Source organism: Pseudomonas sp. NPDC089547, assembly GCF_050280665.1.
GTDB lineage: Bacteria > Pseudomonadota > Gammaproteobacteria > Pseudomonadales > Pseudomonadaceae > Aquipseudomonas.
In genome coordinates, this window is sequence record NZ_JBNNVS010000002.1 from 119,309 (window position 1) to 140,076 (window position 20,768).

Annotated in this window: 1 protein-coding gene (cut by a window edge); it reads right to left on the minus strand. The window is 67.5% G+C overall.

The genetic code is table 11. From position 1 onward, the window contains the following. Positions 1–20,569 carry the 5' portion of a non-ribosomal peptide synthase/polyketide synthase gene (locus ACQKPZ_RS02235; RefSeq protein WP_427535285.1) on the minus strand. The gene continues 2,003 nt to the left of window position 1, outside the view, so 20,569 of the gene's 22,572 nt are visible here — the first part of the coding sequence; it begins with the start codon at positions 20,567–20,569; its stop codon lies off the left edge, out of view. Between the last annotated feature and the right edge of the window lie 199 nt (positions 20,570–20,768).

Consider the following 20,768-nt stretch of genomic DNA (forward strand, 5'->3'; position numbering starts at 1 on the left):
CTTCGACCGGTGTCATGGCCACCAATCGGAAGCCCTGCCCGGTGTCGTCCACGTTCAGGCCCAGCGGGTAGTTGCTGCGTTCCTGGCTTTCCAGGCTGTCGATACCCGCAGTCGCCTGTTTCTGGCTGGCGGTGGCCTGGCTGCTGTGGCGGTAGTTGAGCATCGCGCTGAACAATGGCTGCGGCGCCGCGACACCGCTGCAACGCTGGGCCAGGGCCAGCGAGGCATGCTCGTGGGCCAGCAGCACACTGAGCGACTGGTGGGTGGCATTGGCACCTTCGCGCAGGCTGACGCCGGCAAGGTCGATGCGCAGCGGCAGGGTGTTGATGAACATACCCAGCGCGCGTTCGGCGCCCTCGCCACCTTGCAGGCGGCCTAGCAGTACCGTACCGAACACCACCCGCGGCTGGCCGCTCGCAGCGCCCAGCAAGCGTGCCCAGGCCAGGTGGAACAGGCTGGCGACGCTGATGCCCAGGTGCCGCGCCTGCGCACGCAGGCGTTGCGCCAGGGCTTCATCCAGCCACAGCTGTGCTTCTTCGATGTCGCGGCCATCGCCTTGCACATCGCTGAGGCCGAACGGCAAGGTCGGCTCGTCGATATCGGCCAGTTGCTCGCGGAAGAACGCCTCGTGCTCGGCCTGGCTGATGCCCAGGCGGGCCTGGGCCACGTAGTTGCGGTAAGGCACCGGGGCATGGGCTGGTTCGGTGCTGCCCTGCAGGTAGCCGATCAGTTCCTCGGCGACCACTTCCATGGCGGTGTGGTCGAGGATGATGTGGTGGAACTGCAAGGTGGCTTCGATGGGGCCGTCCGAGTCGGTGTGGAGCAGGCGGATCAGCGGGGCCTGGCTCAGGTTGAATGCGGCGGTGGATTCTTCGCGGGTGAACCCGCTCCCACAGGGGGCCGTGGCAAGCGGAGGGACTTCGCGCAGGACCACCTGGACGGGTTGCGGCAGGCCTTCCCAGAGGATGGCGGTGCGCAGCACGTCGTGGCGGGCGATGACTTTGTCCAGTGCGGCGGCGAAACGGGCCAGGTGCTCGCGGCTGGCGAAGGCGAAGCGCGATTGCAGGACGTAGGGATCGTGCCCGGCCGCACTCAGGTGGTGGTAGAGAATGCCCTCCTGCAACGGCGCCAGCGGGTAGATGTCCTGCACGTTGGCGGCACCGCCCGGCACCTGGGCGACGATGCGCTCGATGGCGGCCTGTTCCAGCGCCACCAGCGGCAGCATGGCGGGGGTGATGTGGTTGCAGCCAGCGGGGATCAGGTTGTCGGGCACCTGCACCTCGCGCACTTGGCCCAGGGTGGCGGCCAGAGCGGCGATGCTCGGTTGGCCGAACAGCGTGCGCACATCCACCTGCAAGCCTTGCCGGCGCAGGCGTGCAGTGAGGTTGACCGCCAGCAGCGAGTGGCCGCCCAGCTCGAAGAAGTTGTCGTGACGGCCCACCCGCTCGACCTGCAACATGTCGGCCCACACCAACGCCAGTGCGTTTTCGACTGCGCCTTGTGGCGCCTGGTATGCCTGACTGGCCAGCTGGGCCGGGTCCGGGTCTGGCAAGGCTTTGCGGTCGAGCTTGCCGTGGCGGGTCAGCGGCAACCCAGCCAGGCGCGTGAACGCCAGCGGTACCAGGTGCGCCGGCAAGCGTGCCTGCATGGCCTGGCGCAAGGCGTCCGGCGAGACCGGCGCGCGTTCGGTGAACCAGGCCAGCAGGCGCTCGCCACGCACCAGCACCACGCCATCGGCAACGCCTGGCTGGGCAGCCAGCACGCTTTCGATCTCGCCCAGCTCTACCCGTACGCCACGGATCTTCACCTGATCGTCGTTGCGGCCCAGGTAGTCCAGGGTGCCATCGGCATTCCAGCGCACCAGGTCGCCGCTGCGGTACATGCGCGCATCGGCCTCGGTGCTGAACGGGTCGGCCAGGAAGCGCTCTGCGCTAAGGGCGTCACGCTTGAGGTAGCCGCGGGCCACACCGGCACCGCCGATGTACAACTCGCCTGTCGCGCCCACCGGCACCGGCTGGCGCTGCGCGTCGAGCACGTAGACGCGGGTATTGGCGATCGGCTTGCCGATGTGCAGCAGGCCGCCCGGGGTCAGGCGCCCGGAGCTGGCCACTACGGTTGTTTCGGTGGGCCCATAGTTGTTGACCACGTCAAAGCCTGGGTCGTGCTCGAACTGGCGCAGGCGGTCGCCACCGACCAGCAGCGTGCGCAAGGTCGGGTGCTGGCGTTCGCGGCGCAGTGCCTGCTCGGCGACGGGGGTCGGCAGGAAGCTGACCGCCAGCGGTTGCTCCAGCCACCAGTCCAGCAGTTCGTCGACGTGTTCACCGGCAACCTGCAGCGGTGGCAAATGCAGCACCGCCCCGGTACACAGCGCCGGCCAGACTTCCCAGGCCAGCGCGTCGAAGCCGAACCCGGCCACGCTGCTGGTGTGGCTGCCTGCGCCGACGGCAAAGGCCTCGCAGTGCCAGTGCACCAGGTTGGCCAGGGTCGCATGCTCGACCATCACCCCCTTGGGCTGGCCGGTCGAGCCGGAGGTGTAGATCACGTAGGCCAGTTGCCGATGGCCCAACCCATCTACCTGCGGGTTGCTGTCGGCTGCGCCTTGCCAGGCATCCTGGTCCAGCACCACACGGGCGGTTTCGCCGACCAGTGCTTGCGTTGCAGACTCCACCAGCACCAGCGCGGGGGCACTGTCGTCCAGCAGATAGCCGATACGCTCCGCCGGGTAAGCCGGGTCGATTGGCACATAGGCCGCACCGGCCTTGAGCACCGCCAGCAGGGCAACCTGGCGGTCCAGGCTGCGTGGCAGGCACAGTGCAACGCGGTCACCCACCTGCACGCCCCGTGCAATCAGGTAGTGGGCCAGGCGGTTGGCGCTGCGGTTGAGCTCGCCGTAGCTCAGCACCCGGCCATCCTGCACCAGGGCAGCAGCCTGCGGCGTGCGGGCCGCCTGGGCTTCGACCAGTGCATGCACGGTCTGCCCGTTCGGGTAGCTACGCTGGGTGGCATTGAAGGTTTCCAGCAATTGCTGGCGTGCGGCCTGACCAAGGATCGGCAGCGTGCTGACCGCCACATCTGCTGCCTGCTCCAGTGCCTGGACCAACGCCTGCAGCGCCTGGCGCATCCAGCCTGCCACCCGCTCGGCGCCCACGCCTTGCTGGGCCAGTACGCTCAAGGCAAAGCCTTCGCCCAGGTCATCGACGCTCAGGGTGAGCGGATAGTTGCTGCGTTCCTCCCCGCCCAGCAGGCGCACACCCTGGGCGCCGGCAGCGGTGCCGCCGGCACTGCTGTGGCGGTAGTTGAACAAGGCGCTGAACAGCGGCGAGGACGCCGCCACGCCGCTGCAGCGTTGGGCCAGGGCCAGCGAGGCATGCTCGTGGGCCAGCAGCGCCGACAGCCTTTGGTGGGTCAGGCGCACCGCCTGCTGAACCGGCGTCGACAGGTCGATGCGCAGGGGCAAGGTGTTGATGAACACGCCCAGCGCCCGGTCCGCCCCTTCACCGCCTTGCAGGCGGCCCATCAGCACCGTGCCGAATACCACGTCGCTGCGGTTGGCCAGCACGCCCAGCACCCGCGCCCAGGCCAGGTGCGCCAGGCTGGCGGCACTGACGCCCAGTTGCCGGGCCTGATCGCGAAGGCTGCGGGCCAGCGTGGCGCTCAGGGCCAGGTGGGCTTCTTCGATGGCATGCCCTTCGCCTTGCACATCGGCCAGGCCGAACGGCAGGGTCGGCTCGTCCAGGTCACCCAGCATCTCGCGGAAGAACGCTTCATGGCCGGCATCGTCAGCCGCCAGGCGCGCCTGGGCCACGTAGGTGCGGTACGGCACCGGCGCGGGCAACTGCTCGCCCTGCCCCGCCATCAGCGCCTGCATTTCGCCGGCGATCACCTCCATGGCGGTATGGTCCAGAGCCAGGTGGTGGAACTGCAGGATCGCCACCACCCGCTGGTTGGCCGGGTCGGCCGCATGCACCAGGCGCAGCAGCGGTGCGCAGGCCAGGTCCAGGCGCTGGTGACGGGCGTCGAAACGCGCCTGCAACGCATCTATCACGGCCACGTCGCCAAGGCCTTCGACCGCCGTGACGCTCATGCACGCCTTACGCCACACCACTTGCACCGCTTGCTCCAGGCCTTCGCTGACCACGGCGGTGCGCAGGATGTCATGGCGGTCGATCACCTGCTGCAAGGCAGCGGCCCAGCGCTGCAGGTCGGCCAGGCTGTCGAACGCCAGGCGCGATTGCAGCAGGTACGGGTCGCCCTGTTCGGCGCTGAGGTGGTGGTAAAGGATGCCTTCTTGCAGCGGTGCCAGGGGGTAGATTTCCTGCACGTTGGCCGCGCCGCCCGGCACGCAGGCAACAATACGGTCGATGCTGGCCTGGTCCAGTTCGATCAGGCTGAGCATGTCCGGGGTGATGACCTGGGCATCTACAGGTACCCGGTTGGCCGGTACCTGCACCTCACGGCCAGTACCGACTGCCGCGGCCAGTGCCGCCAAAGTCGGTTGGGCGAACAGCACACGCACATCGGCACCCAGGCCGGCCTTGCGCATGCGCTCGACCAGGGTCACGGCCAGCAGCGAATGGCCGCCCAGCTCGAAGAAGTGGTCGTGGCGCCCGACCTGCTCAACCTTCAGGGCCTCTGCCCAGATAGCGGCCAGGGCAACCTCCACTTCACCTTGCGGCGCCTCGAAGGCACGGCTGACCAGCGCATCGGCGCCCGGTTGCGGCAGTGCGCGGCGGTCGAGCTTGCCGTTGGCTGTCAACGGCAGCTCGGCCAGGCACACGTAGGCAGCCGGCAGCATGTAGTCTGGCAGTTGGCCCTGCAGTCGAGCGTGCAGTTCGGCCACTACCGGTGCCGCCGTGTGTGCGCTGAAGTAGGCCACCAGGCGTTTGTCGCCCGGGGTGTCTTCACGCAGTACCACGGCGCTGTCGCGAACGCCGTCGCACTGGCCGAGGCACGCCTCGATTTCCCCCAGCTCGATACGGAAGCCGCGCAGCTTGACCTGCTGGTCGGCACGGCCCAGGTAACGCAGCGTGCCGTCGGCCTGCCAACTGGCCAGGTCACCGCTGCGGTACATGCGTGCCCCTGGCTGGCGGCTGAACGGGTCGTCGAGGAAGCGTTCGGCGCTGAGTGCGGGCTGGCCAAGGTAACCCAGGGCCACGCCATCGCCGCCGATGTACAGCTCACCAACGGCGCCTACCGGCAGCGGTTGCCGGTGGGCATCGAGCACATAGCAACGGCCATTGCCGATCGGCTTGCCAATCGGGATGCTGCCCTGGCCGACGGTGGTTATTGCATGGGTGGTGCTGAAGGTAGTCGCCTCGGTCGGGCCGTAGCCATTGAGCAAGTGCTGCGGCGCGCCGTCGCGCAATACCCGGGCGACCACCGCCGGGTCCAGCACGTCACCGCCCACCATCAGGTAGCGCAGTTTGGCGAAGGCTGGCAGCAAGGCTTCGGCAAACTGGTGGAACAGGCCTGCGGTCAGCCAAAGCACGCTCACGCCCCGCTCCAGCAGCTCGTCACGCAAGGCCTCGCGGGCCAACACCTGCTGCTGGTCGATGACCACCACGCGGGCGCCATTGAGCAGGGGCGCCCAGACCTCCAGGGTACTGGCGTCGAATGCCGGGTTGGAGGCGAAGGCCACGCGGTCCTCACGGGTGAACTCGGCGAAACCGTTGTTGATCACCAGGCGCACGATCGCCCGGTGCGGCACCTGCACGCCTTTCGGAGTACCGGTGGAGCCCGAGGTATACATGATGTAGGCCGCGCTGTCGGCGTTCACCGGCAGGTCCGGCGCATGGCTTGGGTAGGCGGTCAGGTTGCAGCGATCCAGCTCGACCCGCAGGGCATGACCAGGCTGCGTTTCGCTGGCGAGCGTGAGCAGCACGCGGGCCTGGCTGTCGTTGATCATGAACGCCTGGCGTTCGGCAGGCGCATTGCTGTCCAGCGGCACGAACACCGCCGCGCATTTGCTGACGGCCAATTGCGCAGCCAGCAGTTCAAAGCTGCGCGGCAGCAGCAACGCTACACGGTCACCCGGGCTGACACCCAGGCCCAGCAGGTGGTGAGCCAGGCGATTGGCGTGCTGCTCCAGTTGCAGATAGGTCCACTCACGCTTGCCGTGCACCACGGCGGTAGCCTGTGGGGTGACCGCGGTATGGGCACCGAACAGCCGGTGTAGCGCATGGTCCCGCGGGTAATCGCGGCGGGTTGCGTTGAAGCCTTGCAGCACCCGTTCGCGCTCGCCCGGCGCCAGTTGGCTCAAGGCATGCAATGGGGTGGCCGGGGCATGTTGCAGGGCATCGGCCAGTTGCTCCAGGGCCGTCGCGAGCAGGCGGCACACCTGCCCGCCGTCCACCTGTGCCAGCGCCTGCACGGTCAGGACAAAACCATCACCCAGGTCATCGACATTGACCACCAGCGGGTAGTTGCTGCGCTCATGGGCGGCCACCTGTTCGATGCCTTGCCACGCCTGGCGCAGTTCTACCTTGGCCGGGGCGCTGTGGCGGTAGTTGAGCAGGCTGGTGAACAGCGCCTGGGTAGCCGGTACGCCGCTGCAACGCTGGGCCAGGGCCAGCGATGCCTGTTCGTGGGCCAGCAGCCGCGCCAGACGCTGGTGGGTCAGGCGTACGCCATCGGCGGCCGCTGCCGCACCAACGCTGACGCGCAAGGGCAAGGTGTTGATGAACATCCCCAGCGCCCGCTCGGCACCCTCGCCGCCTTGCAGGCGACCCAGCAATACCGTACCGAACACCACCTCTTCGCGCCCGGACAGCTGCGCCAGTACCTGCGCCCAGGCCTGGTGCACCAGGCTGGCAACACTTACGCCCAGTTGCCGGGCCTGCTCGCGCAAGCGTACAGACAGTGCGCCATCCAGCGCCTGACGGCTGTCATACACCTCGCCGGCATCGCCTTGCACATCGTGCAGGCCGAAGACGACAGTGGGTTCGTCAATGTCACCCAGCAGTTCGCGGAACAGTACTTCGTCGGCCTGGGTGTCGGCGCCCAGGCGGGCCTGGGCCACGTAGTTGCGGTAAGGCACGCTGGCCTCGACGAGCGGCTGGCCTTGCAGCACGGTGGTGATTTCGGCCACCAGCTGCTCGACCGCTGCGTGGTCAAGGATGATGTGGTGGATCAGCAACGTGGCTTGCAGGCCACTTTCGGCCTGCTCGGGCAGCAGCCGCACCAGCGGCGCCTGGTTCAGGTTGATGCCAGCGTGGGTCTGTTCGCGGCCCAAAGCGCTAGCGACCGATGGCGTATTGCGCCATACCACTTGCACCGGTTCGTCAAGGGTTTGCCAGTGGATGCTGGTGCGCAGGATGTCGTGGCGGGCAATGATCTGGTCGAGCGCGGCGGCAAAGGCATCCAGCTCGGCCTGGCCAGGGAAGGCGAAGCGCGCCTGCAACACGTACGGGTCGGCGCCGTTGCTGGCCAGGTGGTGGTAAAGAATGCCCTGTTGCAGGGGCGCCAGGCCGTAGATGTCCTGGATGTTCTCGGTACCCCCGGGCACCTGCGCGACCAGAGTGTCGATGGCAACCTGCGAAAGCTCGGCCAGCGGCAGCATGGCCGGGGTGATGTGTGAGGTGCCTGCGGCAATGCGGTTGGCCGGCACCGCCACCCGGGTTCCAGCGCCCAGTGCTGCCGCCAGCGCGGCCAGGGTCGGTTGGCCGAACAATACACGGATATCGGCATGCAGGCCTTGTTCACGCAGGCGTGCAGTGAGGGTGACGGCCAGCAGCGAATGGCCGCCCAGTTCGAAGAAGTTGTCGTGGCGCCCGACCTGCTCCACGCCCAGCAGCTCGGCCCAGATGGCTGCGAGCAGGCGTTCGGTAGCGCCTTGCGGGGCTTCGAACGGGCGGTCCTGCAGCACACCGGGTTCAGGCAGCGCCTTGCGGTCGAGCTTGCCGTTGGGGCTCAGTGGTAGTGCTTCGAGGTGCATGAACTGCGCCGGGACCATGAATTCCGGCAGGTGCGCGAGCAGCGACGTGCGCAGGGTTTCTACCGTTTGCGGCTCACCGGTGTAGTACGCGACCAGGCGCTGGTCCTTGGCGAGCACCACCGCCTCCTTGATGCCGGCAATGGCAGTGAGGCCGGCCTGGATCTCGCCCAGCTCGATGCGCAGGCCACGCAGCTTGACCTGGTCGTCGTTGCGGCCCAGGTACTCGATGTTGCCGTCGGCCAGGTGGCGGGCCAGGTCGCCGGTGCGGTACAGGCGTGCGCCGGGTACGAACGGGTCGTCGATGAAGCGCTCGGCAGTGAGTTCGGCCCGGTTCAGGTAACCACGGGCGACCTGCACGCCGCCGATGTACAGCTCGCCGGCAACGCCCTGCGGGACCGGTTGTTGCTGGTTGTCGAGGATGTACAGGGTGGTGTTGGCGATGGGTTTGCCGATGGGGGTGCTGTCGGGGGCGCTGGTGCAGTGCCAGGCACTGACGTCGACGGCGGCTTCGGTTGGACCGTAGAGGTTGTGCAGTTCGACGGTTGGCAATTGTGCGTGGAAACGCCGTACCAGACTTCCCGGCAAAGCCTCGCCCGAACAGATCACTCGGACCAATCGTGGGATCGGTGCATTATTGGAGGCATGCGCCGCCCCTGTGGGAGCGGGCGAGCCCGCGAACACCGGCGAAGCCGGTGCCATACACCGTGTTGGATTTTTCGCGGGCGCGCCCGCTCCCACAGGGATTGTGGTGGGGCCGGAGGAGAGGAATACATCCAGCATTGACGGGACGAAATGCAGGGTGGTGATGTGTTCGCGGGCAATCACCTCGCGCAGGTACTCGGGGTCGCGATGCCCGCCTGGGCGGGCCATGACCAGCCGTGCGCCGGTCTGCAATGGCCAGAGGAATTCCCAGACCGACACGTCAAAGCTGAACGGGGTCTTTTGCAGCACCACGTCATCGGCACCCAGGCCGTAGGCGTCCTGCATCCACAGCAAGCGGTTGACCACCCCGGCATGCTCGTTCATCACGCCTTTCGGCAGGCCGGTCGACCCTGAGGTGTAGATCACGTAGGCCAAATGCCGCGGGGTCAACCCCGCCACAAGCGGATTGCTGCCACGCAGATCGCCCCAGATCGGCTGGTCCAGATCAATCAGCAGACCGGTTTCCGGCACATGCCGGGTAGCCGCATGCACCAGCACCGCCACTGGCGCGCTGTCGCTCAGCATGTGCCGCACACGCTCTGCCGGGTAGTCCGGGTCGACCGGCACATAAGCGCCGCCGGCCTTGAGGATGGCCAGCAACCCAACCACCATCGACAGCCCGCGTTCGACGCAGATCGCTACCCGATCATCCGGTTTAACGCCCAACCCGATCAGATGATGCGCCAGGCGGTTGGCCTGTTCGTTGAGCTGGCGGTAAGTCAGCTCGCCCTCTTCGGCCCGCACCGCCACGGCATCCGGCGTGCGCCCAACCTGCGCTTCGATCATGCCGTGCAGGGTCTGTTCAAGGTTGTAGTCAACCGCGGTGTCGTTGAAATCGAGCAGCACGCGCTGGCGCTCCTCGGCCTGCAACACGGGCAGGCGCTGCAACGGCAGCTCCGGCTCATGCTCCAGGGCTTCGACCATGCCTTGCAACACCTGGTCCATCTGCCCGCAGATGCGCGCCGCGCCGACTGCGGCAGAGGTCATGGCGACCAGACGGAAGCCTTCACCCAGGTCATCCACGTTCAGGCTCAACGGGTAGTTGGTACGCTCCTGCCCTTCCAGTACCTCAATGCCTTCCCAGCCTTGGCGCTGGGTGGCATCGGGCTCGGCACCATGGCGGTAATTGAGCATGGCGCTGAACAGGGGCAACGGTGCGGCCACGCCACTGCAACGCTGGGCCAGGGCCAGCGAGGCATGCTCATGGGCCAGCAGAGCGCTGAGCCGCTGGTGCACGGCCCGGGCGGCGCTTTGCAGGCCGATATCGGCCAGGTCTACGCGCAGGGGCAAGGTGTTGATGAACATGCCCAGCGCGCGCTCGGCACCCTCGCCGCCCTGCAGGCGGCCCAGCAGCACGGTGCCGAACACCACGCTGTGCCTGCCGCTGGCAGCCGCCAGCAACCGCGCCCAGGCCAGGTGGAACAGGCTGGCAACACTGATGCCCAGTTGCCGGGCCTGTTGCCGCAGGCGTGCGGCAAGCTCGGCCGAGAGTGGCAGCTTGGCCTCCTGCATGTCGCGGCCGTCGCCTTGCACGTCACCAAGGCCGAACGGCAAGGTCGGCTCGTCGATATCGGCCAGTTGCGCGCGGAAGTATGCCTCGTGCCCGGCCTGGCTGATGCCCAGGCGGGCCTGGGCCACGTAGTTGCGATAAGGCACTGGGGCATGGCTTGGGGCCGGGGCGCCTTGCAGGTGGGCGGTGAGCTCTTCGCCGACCACTTCCAGGGCGGTGTGGTCGAGGACGATGTGGTGGAACTGCAAGGTGGCTTCGATCGGGCCGTCCGAGTCGGTGTGGAGCAGGCGGATCAGCGGGGCCTGGCCCAGGTCGAGAGCGGTGTTGGGTTTTTCGCGAGCATGCTCGCTCCCACAGGGTTCGTGTGCAATCGTAGGGACTGCGCGCAGGACAACCTGCACGGGTTGTGGCAGGCCTTCCCAGAGGATGGCGGTGCGCAGCACGTCGTGGCGGGCGATGACTTTGTCCAGCGCGCTGGCGAAGGCTTGCAGGCGTTCGCGGCTGGCAAAGCGCAGCCTGGAATACAGCACGTAGGGGTCGTGCTCGGCGCTGAGGTGGTGATAGAGGATGCCCTCTTGCAACGGCGCCAGCGGGTAGATGTCCTGCACATTGGCGGCGCCGCCGGGTAACTGGGCAATGATGCGGTCGATGCCAGTCTGGTCCAGGTCGATCAGGCTGAGCAGCTGCGGTGTGATCTGCGTGCAGCCTGGCGGAATGCGGTTTTCCGGTACGTCCACCTGTTGGTCGGCGCCCAGCGTGGCGGCCAGGGCCGCGATGGTCGGCTGGCCGAACAGGGTGCGTACATCAACTTGCAGGCCCTCCAGGCGCAAGCGCGCGGTCAGGCTGACGGCCAGCAGGGAATGGCCACCGAGCTCGAAGAAGTTGTCGTGCCGACCGATCTGTTCAACCCCCAGCAACTCGCTCCACAGCCGGGCCAGCAAGGTTTCGGTGCTGCCCGTGGGTGCTTCGTAGGGCCGCCCGTGCAGGGCCGCATCCGCTGCTGGCAGCGCCTTGCGGTCGAGCTTGCCGTTAGGGGTCAGCGGCAACTGCTCCAGGTGAATGTACAGGGCCGGCACCATGTAGTCCGGCAGTTGTGCCTGCACTGCCTGGCGCAGGTTGTCCGCAGGCTGCGCGGTACCTGTGTAGTAGGTGACCAGGCGTGCGTCATCTACCGCGAGCACGACGGCCTCGCGCACCCCCGCTACGCGACTCAGGCTGGCTTCGATCTCACCCGGTTCAATACGCAGACCACGCAGTTTGATCTGCTGGTCGGTACGGCCAAGGAACATCAGGTTGCCATCCCGGTCCAGGCGCACCAGGTCACCACTGCGGTACAGGCGCTCACCCGTGACGAAAGGGCTGGCGATGAAACGCTCGGCCTGCTGCTCCGGCAGGCCCAGGTAGCCACGCGTTACACCCGCGCCACCGATGTGCAGCTGCCCGGCGACGCCCCACGGCACAAGCTGGTCGTCACCGTCGAGCACATACAGCCGGGTATTGTCGATGGCCCGGCCGATTGGCAAGGCACCCTGGGGCACTTCCTTGTCTGGTTGCAGCGTCCATACGCTGCAATCCACCGTGGTCTCGGTGGGGCCGTAGACGTTATGCAGGCGTACCTGCGGCAAGCGCTTGCGCACCTGGGCTGCCAGGGCGCTGCTCAGCTCTCCACCGCCACAGACGATGTCGGTCAGGCTGCTGCAGTGGCTGCTCTCGGGCTGCTCGATGAACTGCTGCAGCAAGGCTGGCACGAACTGCACCACTGCCACCTGCTGCGCCTGGATCAGCTGCGCCAGGTAGGCCGGCTCGCGCTGGCCGTCGGGGCGGGCCAGCACCAGGCGCAAACCGCTGCACAGCGGCCAGAACAGCTCCCAGACCGAAGCGTCGAAACTGACCGGGGTCTTGTGCAGCACGCCACCCTCGCCCGCTGTGGGGCAAAGGCGGCGGCTCCAGTGCACCAGGTTGACCACGTTGCGGTGCTCGACCATCACGCCCTTGGGCACGCCGGTAGAGCCGGAGGTATAGATCACATAGGCCAGGTGGTGGGCGCCAAGCCCGGCAATACGCGGGTTGCTGACCGGTTGCTGCTGCCAGCAAGGCTGGTCCAGGTCGACCCGTGGCAGCTGGGCGGCTGCGGCTACTTCGCGGGTGGCGCCATGCACCAGAACGGCCAGCGGTGCGCTGTCGGCCAGCATGTGGCGGATGCGCTCGGCCGGGTAGCCGGGGTCGACCGGTACATAGGCAGCACCGGCCTTGAGAATGGCCAGCACGCCGATGACCATGTTCAGCCCACGCTCGATGCAAATCGCCACCCTTTCATCGGGGCCGGCACCCAGGCCGATCAGGTGGTGCGCCAGGCGGTTGGCCTGTTCATCAAGCTGGCGGTAACTCAGTTCCCCCTCTTCGGCCACCAGTGCGATGGCATCGGGTGCACGACGCACCTGCGCCTCGAACAGGCGGTGCAGCGGCTGCTCAAGGTCATGGGGCTGCGGTGCAGGCTGCGTCAGTAGCTGTTGGCGCTCGGCCTGGGTCAGCACCGAAAGTTGCTGCAACGGCAAACCGGGCTGGTGTTCGAGTGCGTCCAGCAAGCCGACCAGCACCTGCTGCAATTGCTCGCACAGGCGCTGGGCCCCCACCTGCGCCGTGACCTGCGCGCTGATGCGCAGCCCGTCGCCCAGCTCATCGACGTTGACGCTGATCGGGTAATTGCCATGCCCGCGCGGGGGCAACACCTCGATGCCCTCCAGGGCTTGCTCACGCGCCTGCTGCTCGCTGGCCGTGGCGCCATGGCGATAGTTCAGCATGGCGCTGAACAGCGGTGCCGGCGAGGCCACGCCGCTGCAACGCTGGGCAAATGCCAGCGAGGCGTGCTCATGCACCAGCAGCGTCGCCAGCCGTTGATGGGCCTGGCGCACCGCTGCACGCACATCCAGCCCTTGCAGGTCCAGGCGCAGTGGCAAGGTATTGATGAACATGCCCAGGCCCCGGTCGGCACCGGCGCCACCTTGCAGGCGCCCTAGCAGGACGGTGCCGAACACCACGCTGGACTTGCCGCTGGTGGCCGCCACCAGGCGTGCCCAGGCCAGGTGCAGCAGGCTTGCGGTGCTTACGCCCAGTTGCCGGGCCTGACGATGCAGGCACTGGTACTGGGCGTGCGGCACCATCACGCTGGCCAGTTCGAACTGGCTGGCCTGGCCCTGCAGGTCGCAGAGGCCATAGGGCAAGGTCGCTTCGTCGATGTCGCCGAGTTGCGCGCGGAAGAACGCTTCGTGTTCCGCATCACTGATGGCCAGGCGGGCCTGGGCGACATAGTTGCGGTATGGCACCGGCGCCTGTGTGGGCTCCAGGCCGTGCAGGTGGTCGCGGATTTCGGCCAGCACCACTTTCATGGCCGTGTGGTCGAGGACGATGTGGTGGAACTGCAGGGTGGCCTGGATGGGGCCGTCTGATTCGCTGTAGTGCAGGCGGATCAACGGGGCCTTGCCCAGGTCGAGATCGGTGCCGTCTCGTTCGCGAGCATGCTCGCTCCCACAGGGTGATTGCGCAACCGCAGGGACTGTTCGCAAGACCACCTGGACGGGTTGCGCCAAGCCGTCCCAGAGGACGGCGGTGCGCAGCACATCGTGGCGGGCAATGACCTTGTCCAGCGCGCCGGCAAAGGCTTGCAGGCGTGCCAGGCTGTCGAAGACGATGGGCCATTGCAGCAGGTAGGGGTCTGCCCCGGTCGCGCTCAGGTGGTGGTAGAGAATCCCCTCCTGCAACGGCGCCAACGGGTAGATGTCCTGCACATTGGCGGCGCCGCCAGGTACGCTTGCGACAATGCGGTCGACCGACCCTTGATCCAGTGCCAGCAATGGCAGCATGTCAGCAGTTATCCGTGTGCAGGCAGCCGGAATACGGTTTTCCGGCACGGTGACCTGCCGGCCTTGCCCCATGGCAGCAGCCAGGGAGGCTACCGTCGGCTGGCCAAACAGCACGCGCACATCCGTTGCCAGGCCTTGTTGGCGCAAGCGCTCGATCAGGCTGACGGCCAGCAGCGAGTGGCCGCCCAGTTCGAAGAAGTTATCGTGGCGCCCTACCCGGTCGACACCCAGCACGTCGGCCCAGGCTGCCGCCATGGCAGCTTCGGTCTCGCCCACAGGGGCTTCATAGCTGTGTCCCACCAGGTCGGTGGTGTCCGGCTCGGGCAGCGCGCGGCGGTCGAGCTTGCCATGGCTGGTAAGCGGCAGTTCATCCAGGCGGATCAGCGCTTGCGGCACCATATGCGCCGGCAGGCAGGCTTGCAGCGCCTGGCGCAGGCCCTCGATCGCCACGGGTGCGGTTACGGTGAACCAGGCCAGCAGGCGCTCACCGCGCACCAGCACCACGGCATCGCCGATGCCGGCCTGGGCCGCCAGCGCTGCCTCGATCTCGCCCAGTTCCACGCGTACACCGCGGACCTTCACCTGGTCGTCGTTGCGGCCCAGGTAATCCAGCGTGCCGTCGGTGTTCCAGCGCACCAGGTCGCCACTGCGGTACATGCGCGCACCCGGCAGGCGGCTGAACGGGTCGGCCAGGAAACGCTCTTGCGTCAGTTCAGGGCGGTTGAAGTAGCCACGCGCTACCTGCGCGCCGCCAATGTACAGCTCGCCGGTAACCCCCACCGGCACCGGCTGACGGCGCTCATCCAGCACGTACACGCGGGTGTTGGCGATGGGTTTGCCGATGTGCAGCGCCGCGCCCGCGTGTAATACGCCCGAGGTGGCCACCACCGTGGTTTCGGTCGGCCCATAGTTGTTGACCAAGGCAAAGCCCGGGTCGCGGTCGAACTGGCGCAGGCGGTCGCCCCCCACCAGCAAGGTGTGCAGGGTGGGGTGCTGCAGCGGGCGGCGCAATGCCTGCTCGGCAACCGGCGTGGGCAGGAAGCTGACCGCCAGTGGCTGTGCCAGCCACCAGTCCAGCAGTTCATCGACATGCTCGTTGCCGATGTGCGTGGGCGGCAGGTGCAGCGTGGCCCCGGCACACAAGGCCGGCCATACCTCCCAGGCCATGGCGTCGAAGCCGAAGCCGGCCACGCTGGAGGTACGTACGCCGGCCTTAAGGGCAAAGGCCTGGCAATGCCAGTGCACCAGGTTGGCCAGGGTGTGGTGCTCGACCATCACCCCTTTAGGCTGGCCAGTGGAGCCGGAGGTGTACACCAGATAGGCCAGTTGGTGGGCATCCAGGCCGGCAACCTGTGGGTTGTCGGTGCGGCTATGGAAGGCTTCTGGCGAGTCGAGGTCGAGCCGCGGGACCGCGGCCGGCAGCCCGGTGATGTGCGTTTCTGCGAGGACCAGCCGCGGGGCACTGTCGGCCAGCAGGTAGGCAATGCGCTCGGCCGGGTACGCCGGGTCTACCGGTACGTAGGCCGCACCGGCCTTGAGCACGGCCAGCAGGCCGACGATGCGTTCACAGTGGCGGCCCAGGCACAACGCAACGCGGTCACCACGCTGCACGCCATCGGCGATCAGGCGGTGCGCCAGCTGGTTGGCGCGCCGGTTCAGCTCGCCATAGCTGAGCGCCTGCTCACCCTGGCTGACCGCGCTGACATCCGGGGTACGGGCTGCCTGGGCTTCAAACAAGGCGTGTACCGTGTGCCCCTGCGGGTAGGCTTGCGCGGTGGCGTTGAAGCTGCCGAACAGCTGCTGATGGGCCGATTCATCAAGGATCGGCAGGCGGTTCAGCGTAGTGGTCGGGCTTTGTTCCAGCGCCTGGACCAGTTGCGCGACGGCGTTGGCCATCCACCCCGCCACCCGTGCGGCGCCAATGCCGGGCACGGCCAGCACGCTAAAGGTAAAACCGCTACCCAGGTCGTTGACGCTAAGGGTCAGTGGGTAGTTGCTGCGCTCTTCGCCGCCCAGCAGGCGAACGCCCTCCCAGATGCCCTCGCCTTCGCGCGGCGCATCGTCGGCGCTGTGCCGATAATTGAGCAAGGCACTGAACAGCGGTGCCGCAGCAGGCACGCCGCTGCAGCGCTGGGCCAGGGCCAGCGGCGCGTGTTCGTGGGCCAGCAGCGACGACAGGCTGCGGTGGGCCGCGCGTACGGCGGCATGCACCTGCGCAGTGGTGTCGACCCGCAGCGGCAAGGTATTGATGAACATGCCCAAGGCACGGTCGGCACCCTCGCCCCCTTGCAGGCGGCCCATCAGAACGGTGCCGAATACCACGTCGTCGCGGTTGGCCAGCACCGCGAGCACCCGCGCCCAGGCCAGGTGCATCAGGCTGGCGGCACTCACGCCCAGTTGCCGGGCCTGGCCGCGTAAACGCTGGGCCAGCCGGTTGTCCAGCGCTTGCGTTGCACTCTGGATATCACGGCCATCGCCTTGCACGTCGGCATGGCCCAGCGGCAAGGTTGGCTCATCGACGTCGGCCAGCATGTCGCGGAAGAACGCTTCATGCCCCCCCTGGTCGCCCAGGCAAGCCTGGGCCACGTAGTTGCGGTACGGCACGGCGGGCGGCAGGGTGTGCCCCTGGCCGAACAGCAGGGCGCGCATCTCGCGGGCGACCACGTCCATGGCGGTATGGTCGAGGGTAAGGTGATGGAACAGCAACACCGCCACCACCTGCTGGTTGGCTGGGTCGAGGCTGTAATACAACCGGGTCAGCGGCGCCTGGCCCAGGTCGATGCGGTGATGGCGGGCGTCGAAGCGCGCGTGCAGCTGGTCGATGCGTGCCACACCGGCCTGCTCGGGCAAGTCGTCGACTTCGCAGACGCACAGTGTTGCCTGGCGCCACACCACTTGCAGCGGCTGCGCCAGGCCCTGCCAGTGCACGGCCGTGCGCAGGATATCGTGGCGGTCGATCACCTGTTGCAAGGCCCCGGCCCAGGCCAGCAAGCGCTCGACACTGTCAAAGGCCAGGCGGGTCTGCAGCAGGTACGGGTCGCCCTGTTCGGCGCTCAGGTGGTGGTACAGCACCCCTTGTTGCAGCGGTGCCAGCGGGTAGATTTCCTGCACGTTGGCGGCGCCGCCCGGCACGCTGGCGACAACCTGGTCGATGACCGCCTGGTCCAGTTGTACCAGGCTGAGCATGCCCGGGGTAATGTGCTCGGCCCCCAGCGGCACGCGGTTGGCCGGCACCTCGACTTCCTGGCCCGCCCCCACTACAGCGGCCAGCGCCACCAGGGTCGGCTGGGCGAACAGCACCCGTACGTCGGTCACCAGCCCTGCCTTGCGCAGGCGCTCGACCAGGGTCACGGCCAGCAGTGAATGGCCGCCGAGTTCGAAGAAATTGTCATGCCGCCCCACCCGCTCGACACCCAGCACCTCGGCCCACACCTGCGCCATGGCGGTTTCGGTAGCGCCCTGCGGTGCCTCGTAATGCTGGCCGAACAGTTCGCCGGTGGCCGGGTCGGGTAGCGCGCGGCGGTCGAGCTTGCCGTGGCTGGTCAACGGCAGTTCGTCCAGGCGGGTGAATGCCTGCGGCAGCATGTGCGCAGGCAGGCTGGCCTGCAACGCCTCGCGCAGGGCCTGTGGGGCTAGCGGCGTGGTCTCGGTGTACCAGGCCAGCAAGCGTTCGCCGCGCACCAGCACCACGGCAGCGTCGATGCCCGGCTGCGCCGTGAGGGCGGCTTCGATTTCACCCAGCTCCACCCGCACGCCACGGATCTTCACCTGGTCATCGTTGCGCCCAAGGTAGTCGAGGGTACCGTCGCTGTTCCAGCGCACCAGGTCACCGCTGCGGTACATGCGGGCATTCGCCTGGGTACTGAACGGGTCGGCCAGGAAGCGCTCCTCGGTCAGCGCCGGGCGGTTGAAGTAGCCCCGCGCCACCTGTGCCCCGCCGATGTACAGCTCCCCGGTCACCCCGACCGGAACGGGTTGCAGGCCTTCGTCCAGCACGTAGACCCGGGTATTGGCAATCGGCCGGCCGATATGCAGGGCACCGCCGGGGGTGATCGGCCCCGAGGTAGCCACTACCGTGGTTTCGGTCGGCCCGTAGTTGTTGACCAGGGCGAAGCCTGGGTCGCGGTCGAACTGGCGCAGGCGGTCGCCACCGACCAGCAAGGTGCGCAAGGTCGGGTGCTGATGTTCACGGCGCAGCGCCTGCTCGGCCACCGGGGTGGGCAGGAAACTCACCGTCAGCGGTTGTTGCAGCCACCAGTCGAGCAGCTCCTCGACATGTTCATTACCGATGTGCGCCGGCGGCAGGTGCACGGTGGCCCCGGCGCTCAGGCTTGGCCACACCTCCCAGGCCATGGCGTCGAAACCGAAACCGGCAACACTGGAGGCATGCGTGGCACTGTCCACGGCAAAGGCCTGGCAATGCCAGTGCACCAGATTGGCCAAGGTGTGGTGTTCGACCATTACCCCCTTGGGCTGCCCGGTGGACCCGGAGGTGTACACCAGGTAGGCCAGTTGTTGCGCATCCAGGCCGGGTACCTGCGGGTTGCTGTCGTCAGCGGCATAGGCAGAGCCCTGGTCCAGGTCCAGTCGCGGGATGTCGACTGGCACGCTGTCGATGGCGCTTTCCGCCAGCAGCAGCGCCGGCGCGCAGTCATTGAGCAGGTAGGCAATGCGTTCGGCCGGGTAGCCTGGGTCAACCGGTACATAGGCAGCACCGGCCTTGAGCACACCCAGCAGGCCAACCAGCCGCCGGGCGTTGCGTGGCAGGCACAGGGCAACCCGGTCACCCAGCTGCACGCCCCGCGCGCGCAATTGGTGGGCCAGCTGGTTGGCCTGGCGATTCAGCTCGCCGTAGCTCAGCGCCTGGGCGCCCTGCTGCACCGCCAGCACATCAGGTGCGCGGGCGGCCTGGGCCTCGACCAGCGCATGCACGGTGTGGCCTTGCGGGAAATGCCGGTCACTGTCGTTGAACTGCTGCAGCACCTGCTCGCGCTCGACCGCTGGCAGCACGGCCAGCGCCTGCAATGGCGTGGCGGGTGCCTGCTCCAGGGCATCCACCAGGCTGTCCAGCACCTGTTCGAATTGCACGCACAAGCGCGGCGCATGCCATTCGGGCAGGCTTTGTACGGTCAGGCGCAGGTCGTCACCCAGGTCATCGACGCTGACAGTGAGCGGGTAGTCGGTACGCTCTTCGGCGCCGACGATATCAATGCCGGGGGCCACCGGGATGATCTCGGCGGCATCCCCGGCGTCACTGTGGCGGTAGTTGAGCATGCTGTTGAACAGCGGCGCAGGCGCTGCCACGCCGCTGCAACGCTGAGCCAGGGCCAGCGATGCCTGCTCGTGGCCGAGCAAGGCGCTGAGCCGGCGATGGGTGGCCAGCAGCCCGTCGCGCACACTGTGCTGACCCAGGTCTATGCGCAATGGCAAGGTGTTGATGAACATGCCCAGCGCCTGCTCACCGCCGTCACCGGTGGTCATGCGCCCCAGCAGCACGCTGCCGAACACCACGGCCTGACGCGCCGAGAGCTGGCCGATCAGCCGGGCAAAGCCCAGGTGCAGCACGCTGGCCGGGCTGACCCCGAGTTGCCGGGCCTGGTTGCGCAAACGCTGGCTGAGCGCCGGCGCCAGGGTCAGGCGTGCCTGTTGCAGGGGTTGCTCGACTTTGCCCTGCTGGCCGAAGGCAAGCGTGGGCTCATCGATATCGGCCAGCATCTCGGCAAAGAAGCGCTCATGGGCCTGTTCGTCGAGGGCCTGACGGGCTGCCGCCAGCACGTCGCGAAACGGCATGGGTGCCGGCAGCTGCGCCGCTGTGCCGGCAAGGTGTGCCTGGATCTCGCGGCGCACGATGTCCAGCGCGGTGTGGTCCATGATCACGTGGTGGAACATCAACAGCGCCACCCACTCATCGCCCTCGCCCTGGGCGTGCATCAGCTGCATCAGTGGGGCCTGACGCAGGTCGAGGCGGTAGTGGCGCGGGTCGAAGCGCTGGCACAGGCTGGCCAGTGCGCTACTGCCGGCCAGCGGCAGGGCCTCGCGCACCAGTGCCGCTTCACGCCAGACCACTTGTACCGGGGCATCCAGGTATTCCCAGTGCAGCGCGGTACGCAGGATGTCGTGGCGCTGGATGACCCATTGCAGTGCCTGGGCAAAGGCCTCCAGGTGGGCCTTGCTGGCAAAGCGCAGCTGCACCTGCGAAAGGTAAGGGTCGCCGTCGGTGGCGGACAGGTGGTGGTAGAGCATGCCCTGCTGCAACGGCGCCAGCGGGTAGATGTCCTGCACATTGGCCGCACCGCCCGGCACGCTGTCGACGATGCGGTCGATGGCGGCCTGGTCCAGCGCTACCAGCGGCAGCATGTCGGGGGTGATGCGAAAGGCCGGGCTGAGCCAGTCGTCATCCTGTTGGGCAAGCATCTCCAGCAAGGCCGGCTTGTGCCGTGACAGCGCCTCCCACAAAGGGTCGTCCAGGGTTTCTTCGTCACCGAGGACGATCAGGTCCTGGTCTTCACGCTGGAGTCGGATTGCACGGGTGGAAAGAGCAGCCATCAGTTCGCTGAAGTGCATCGGTAAGCATCCTGCTTTGCCTGGAAATAGGGATGGTGGACACGCTAATGGATCGTGACCGGGCGGTCTGACATGGGAAGTGGGGACAATTCGGACCTGCGTGGTGCATGGCACCGGCTGCGCCGGTGTTCGCGGCTGAAGCCGCTCCCACAGGTACCACGTCAACCCGAAGCCAGCACAGTCCCTGTGCTGGCTTCTC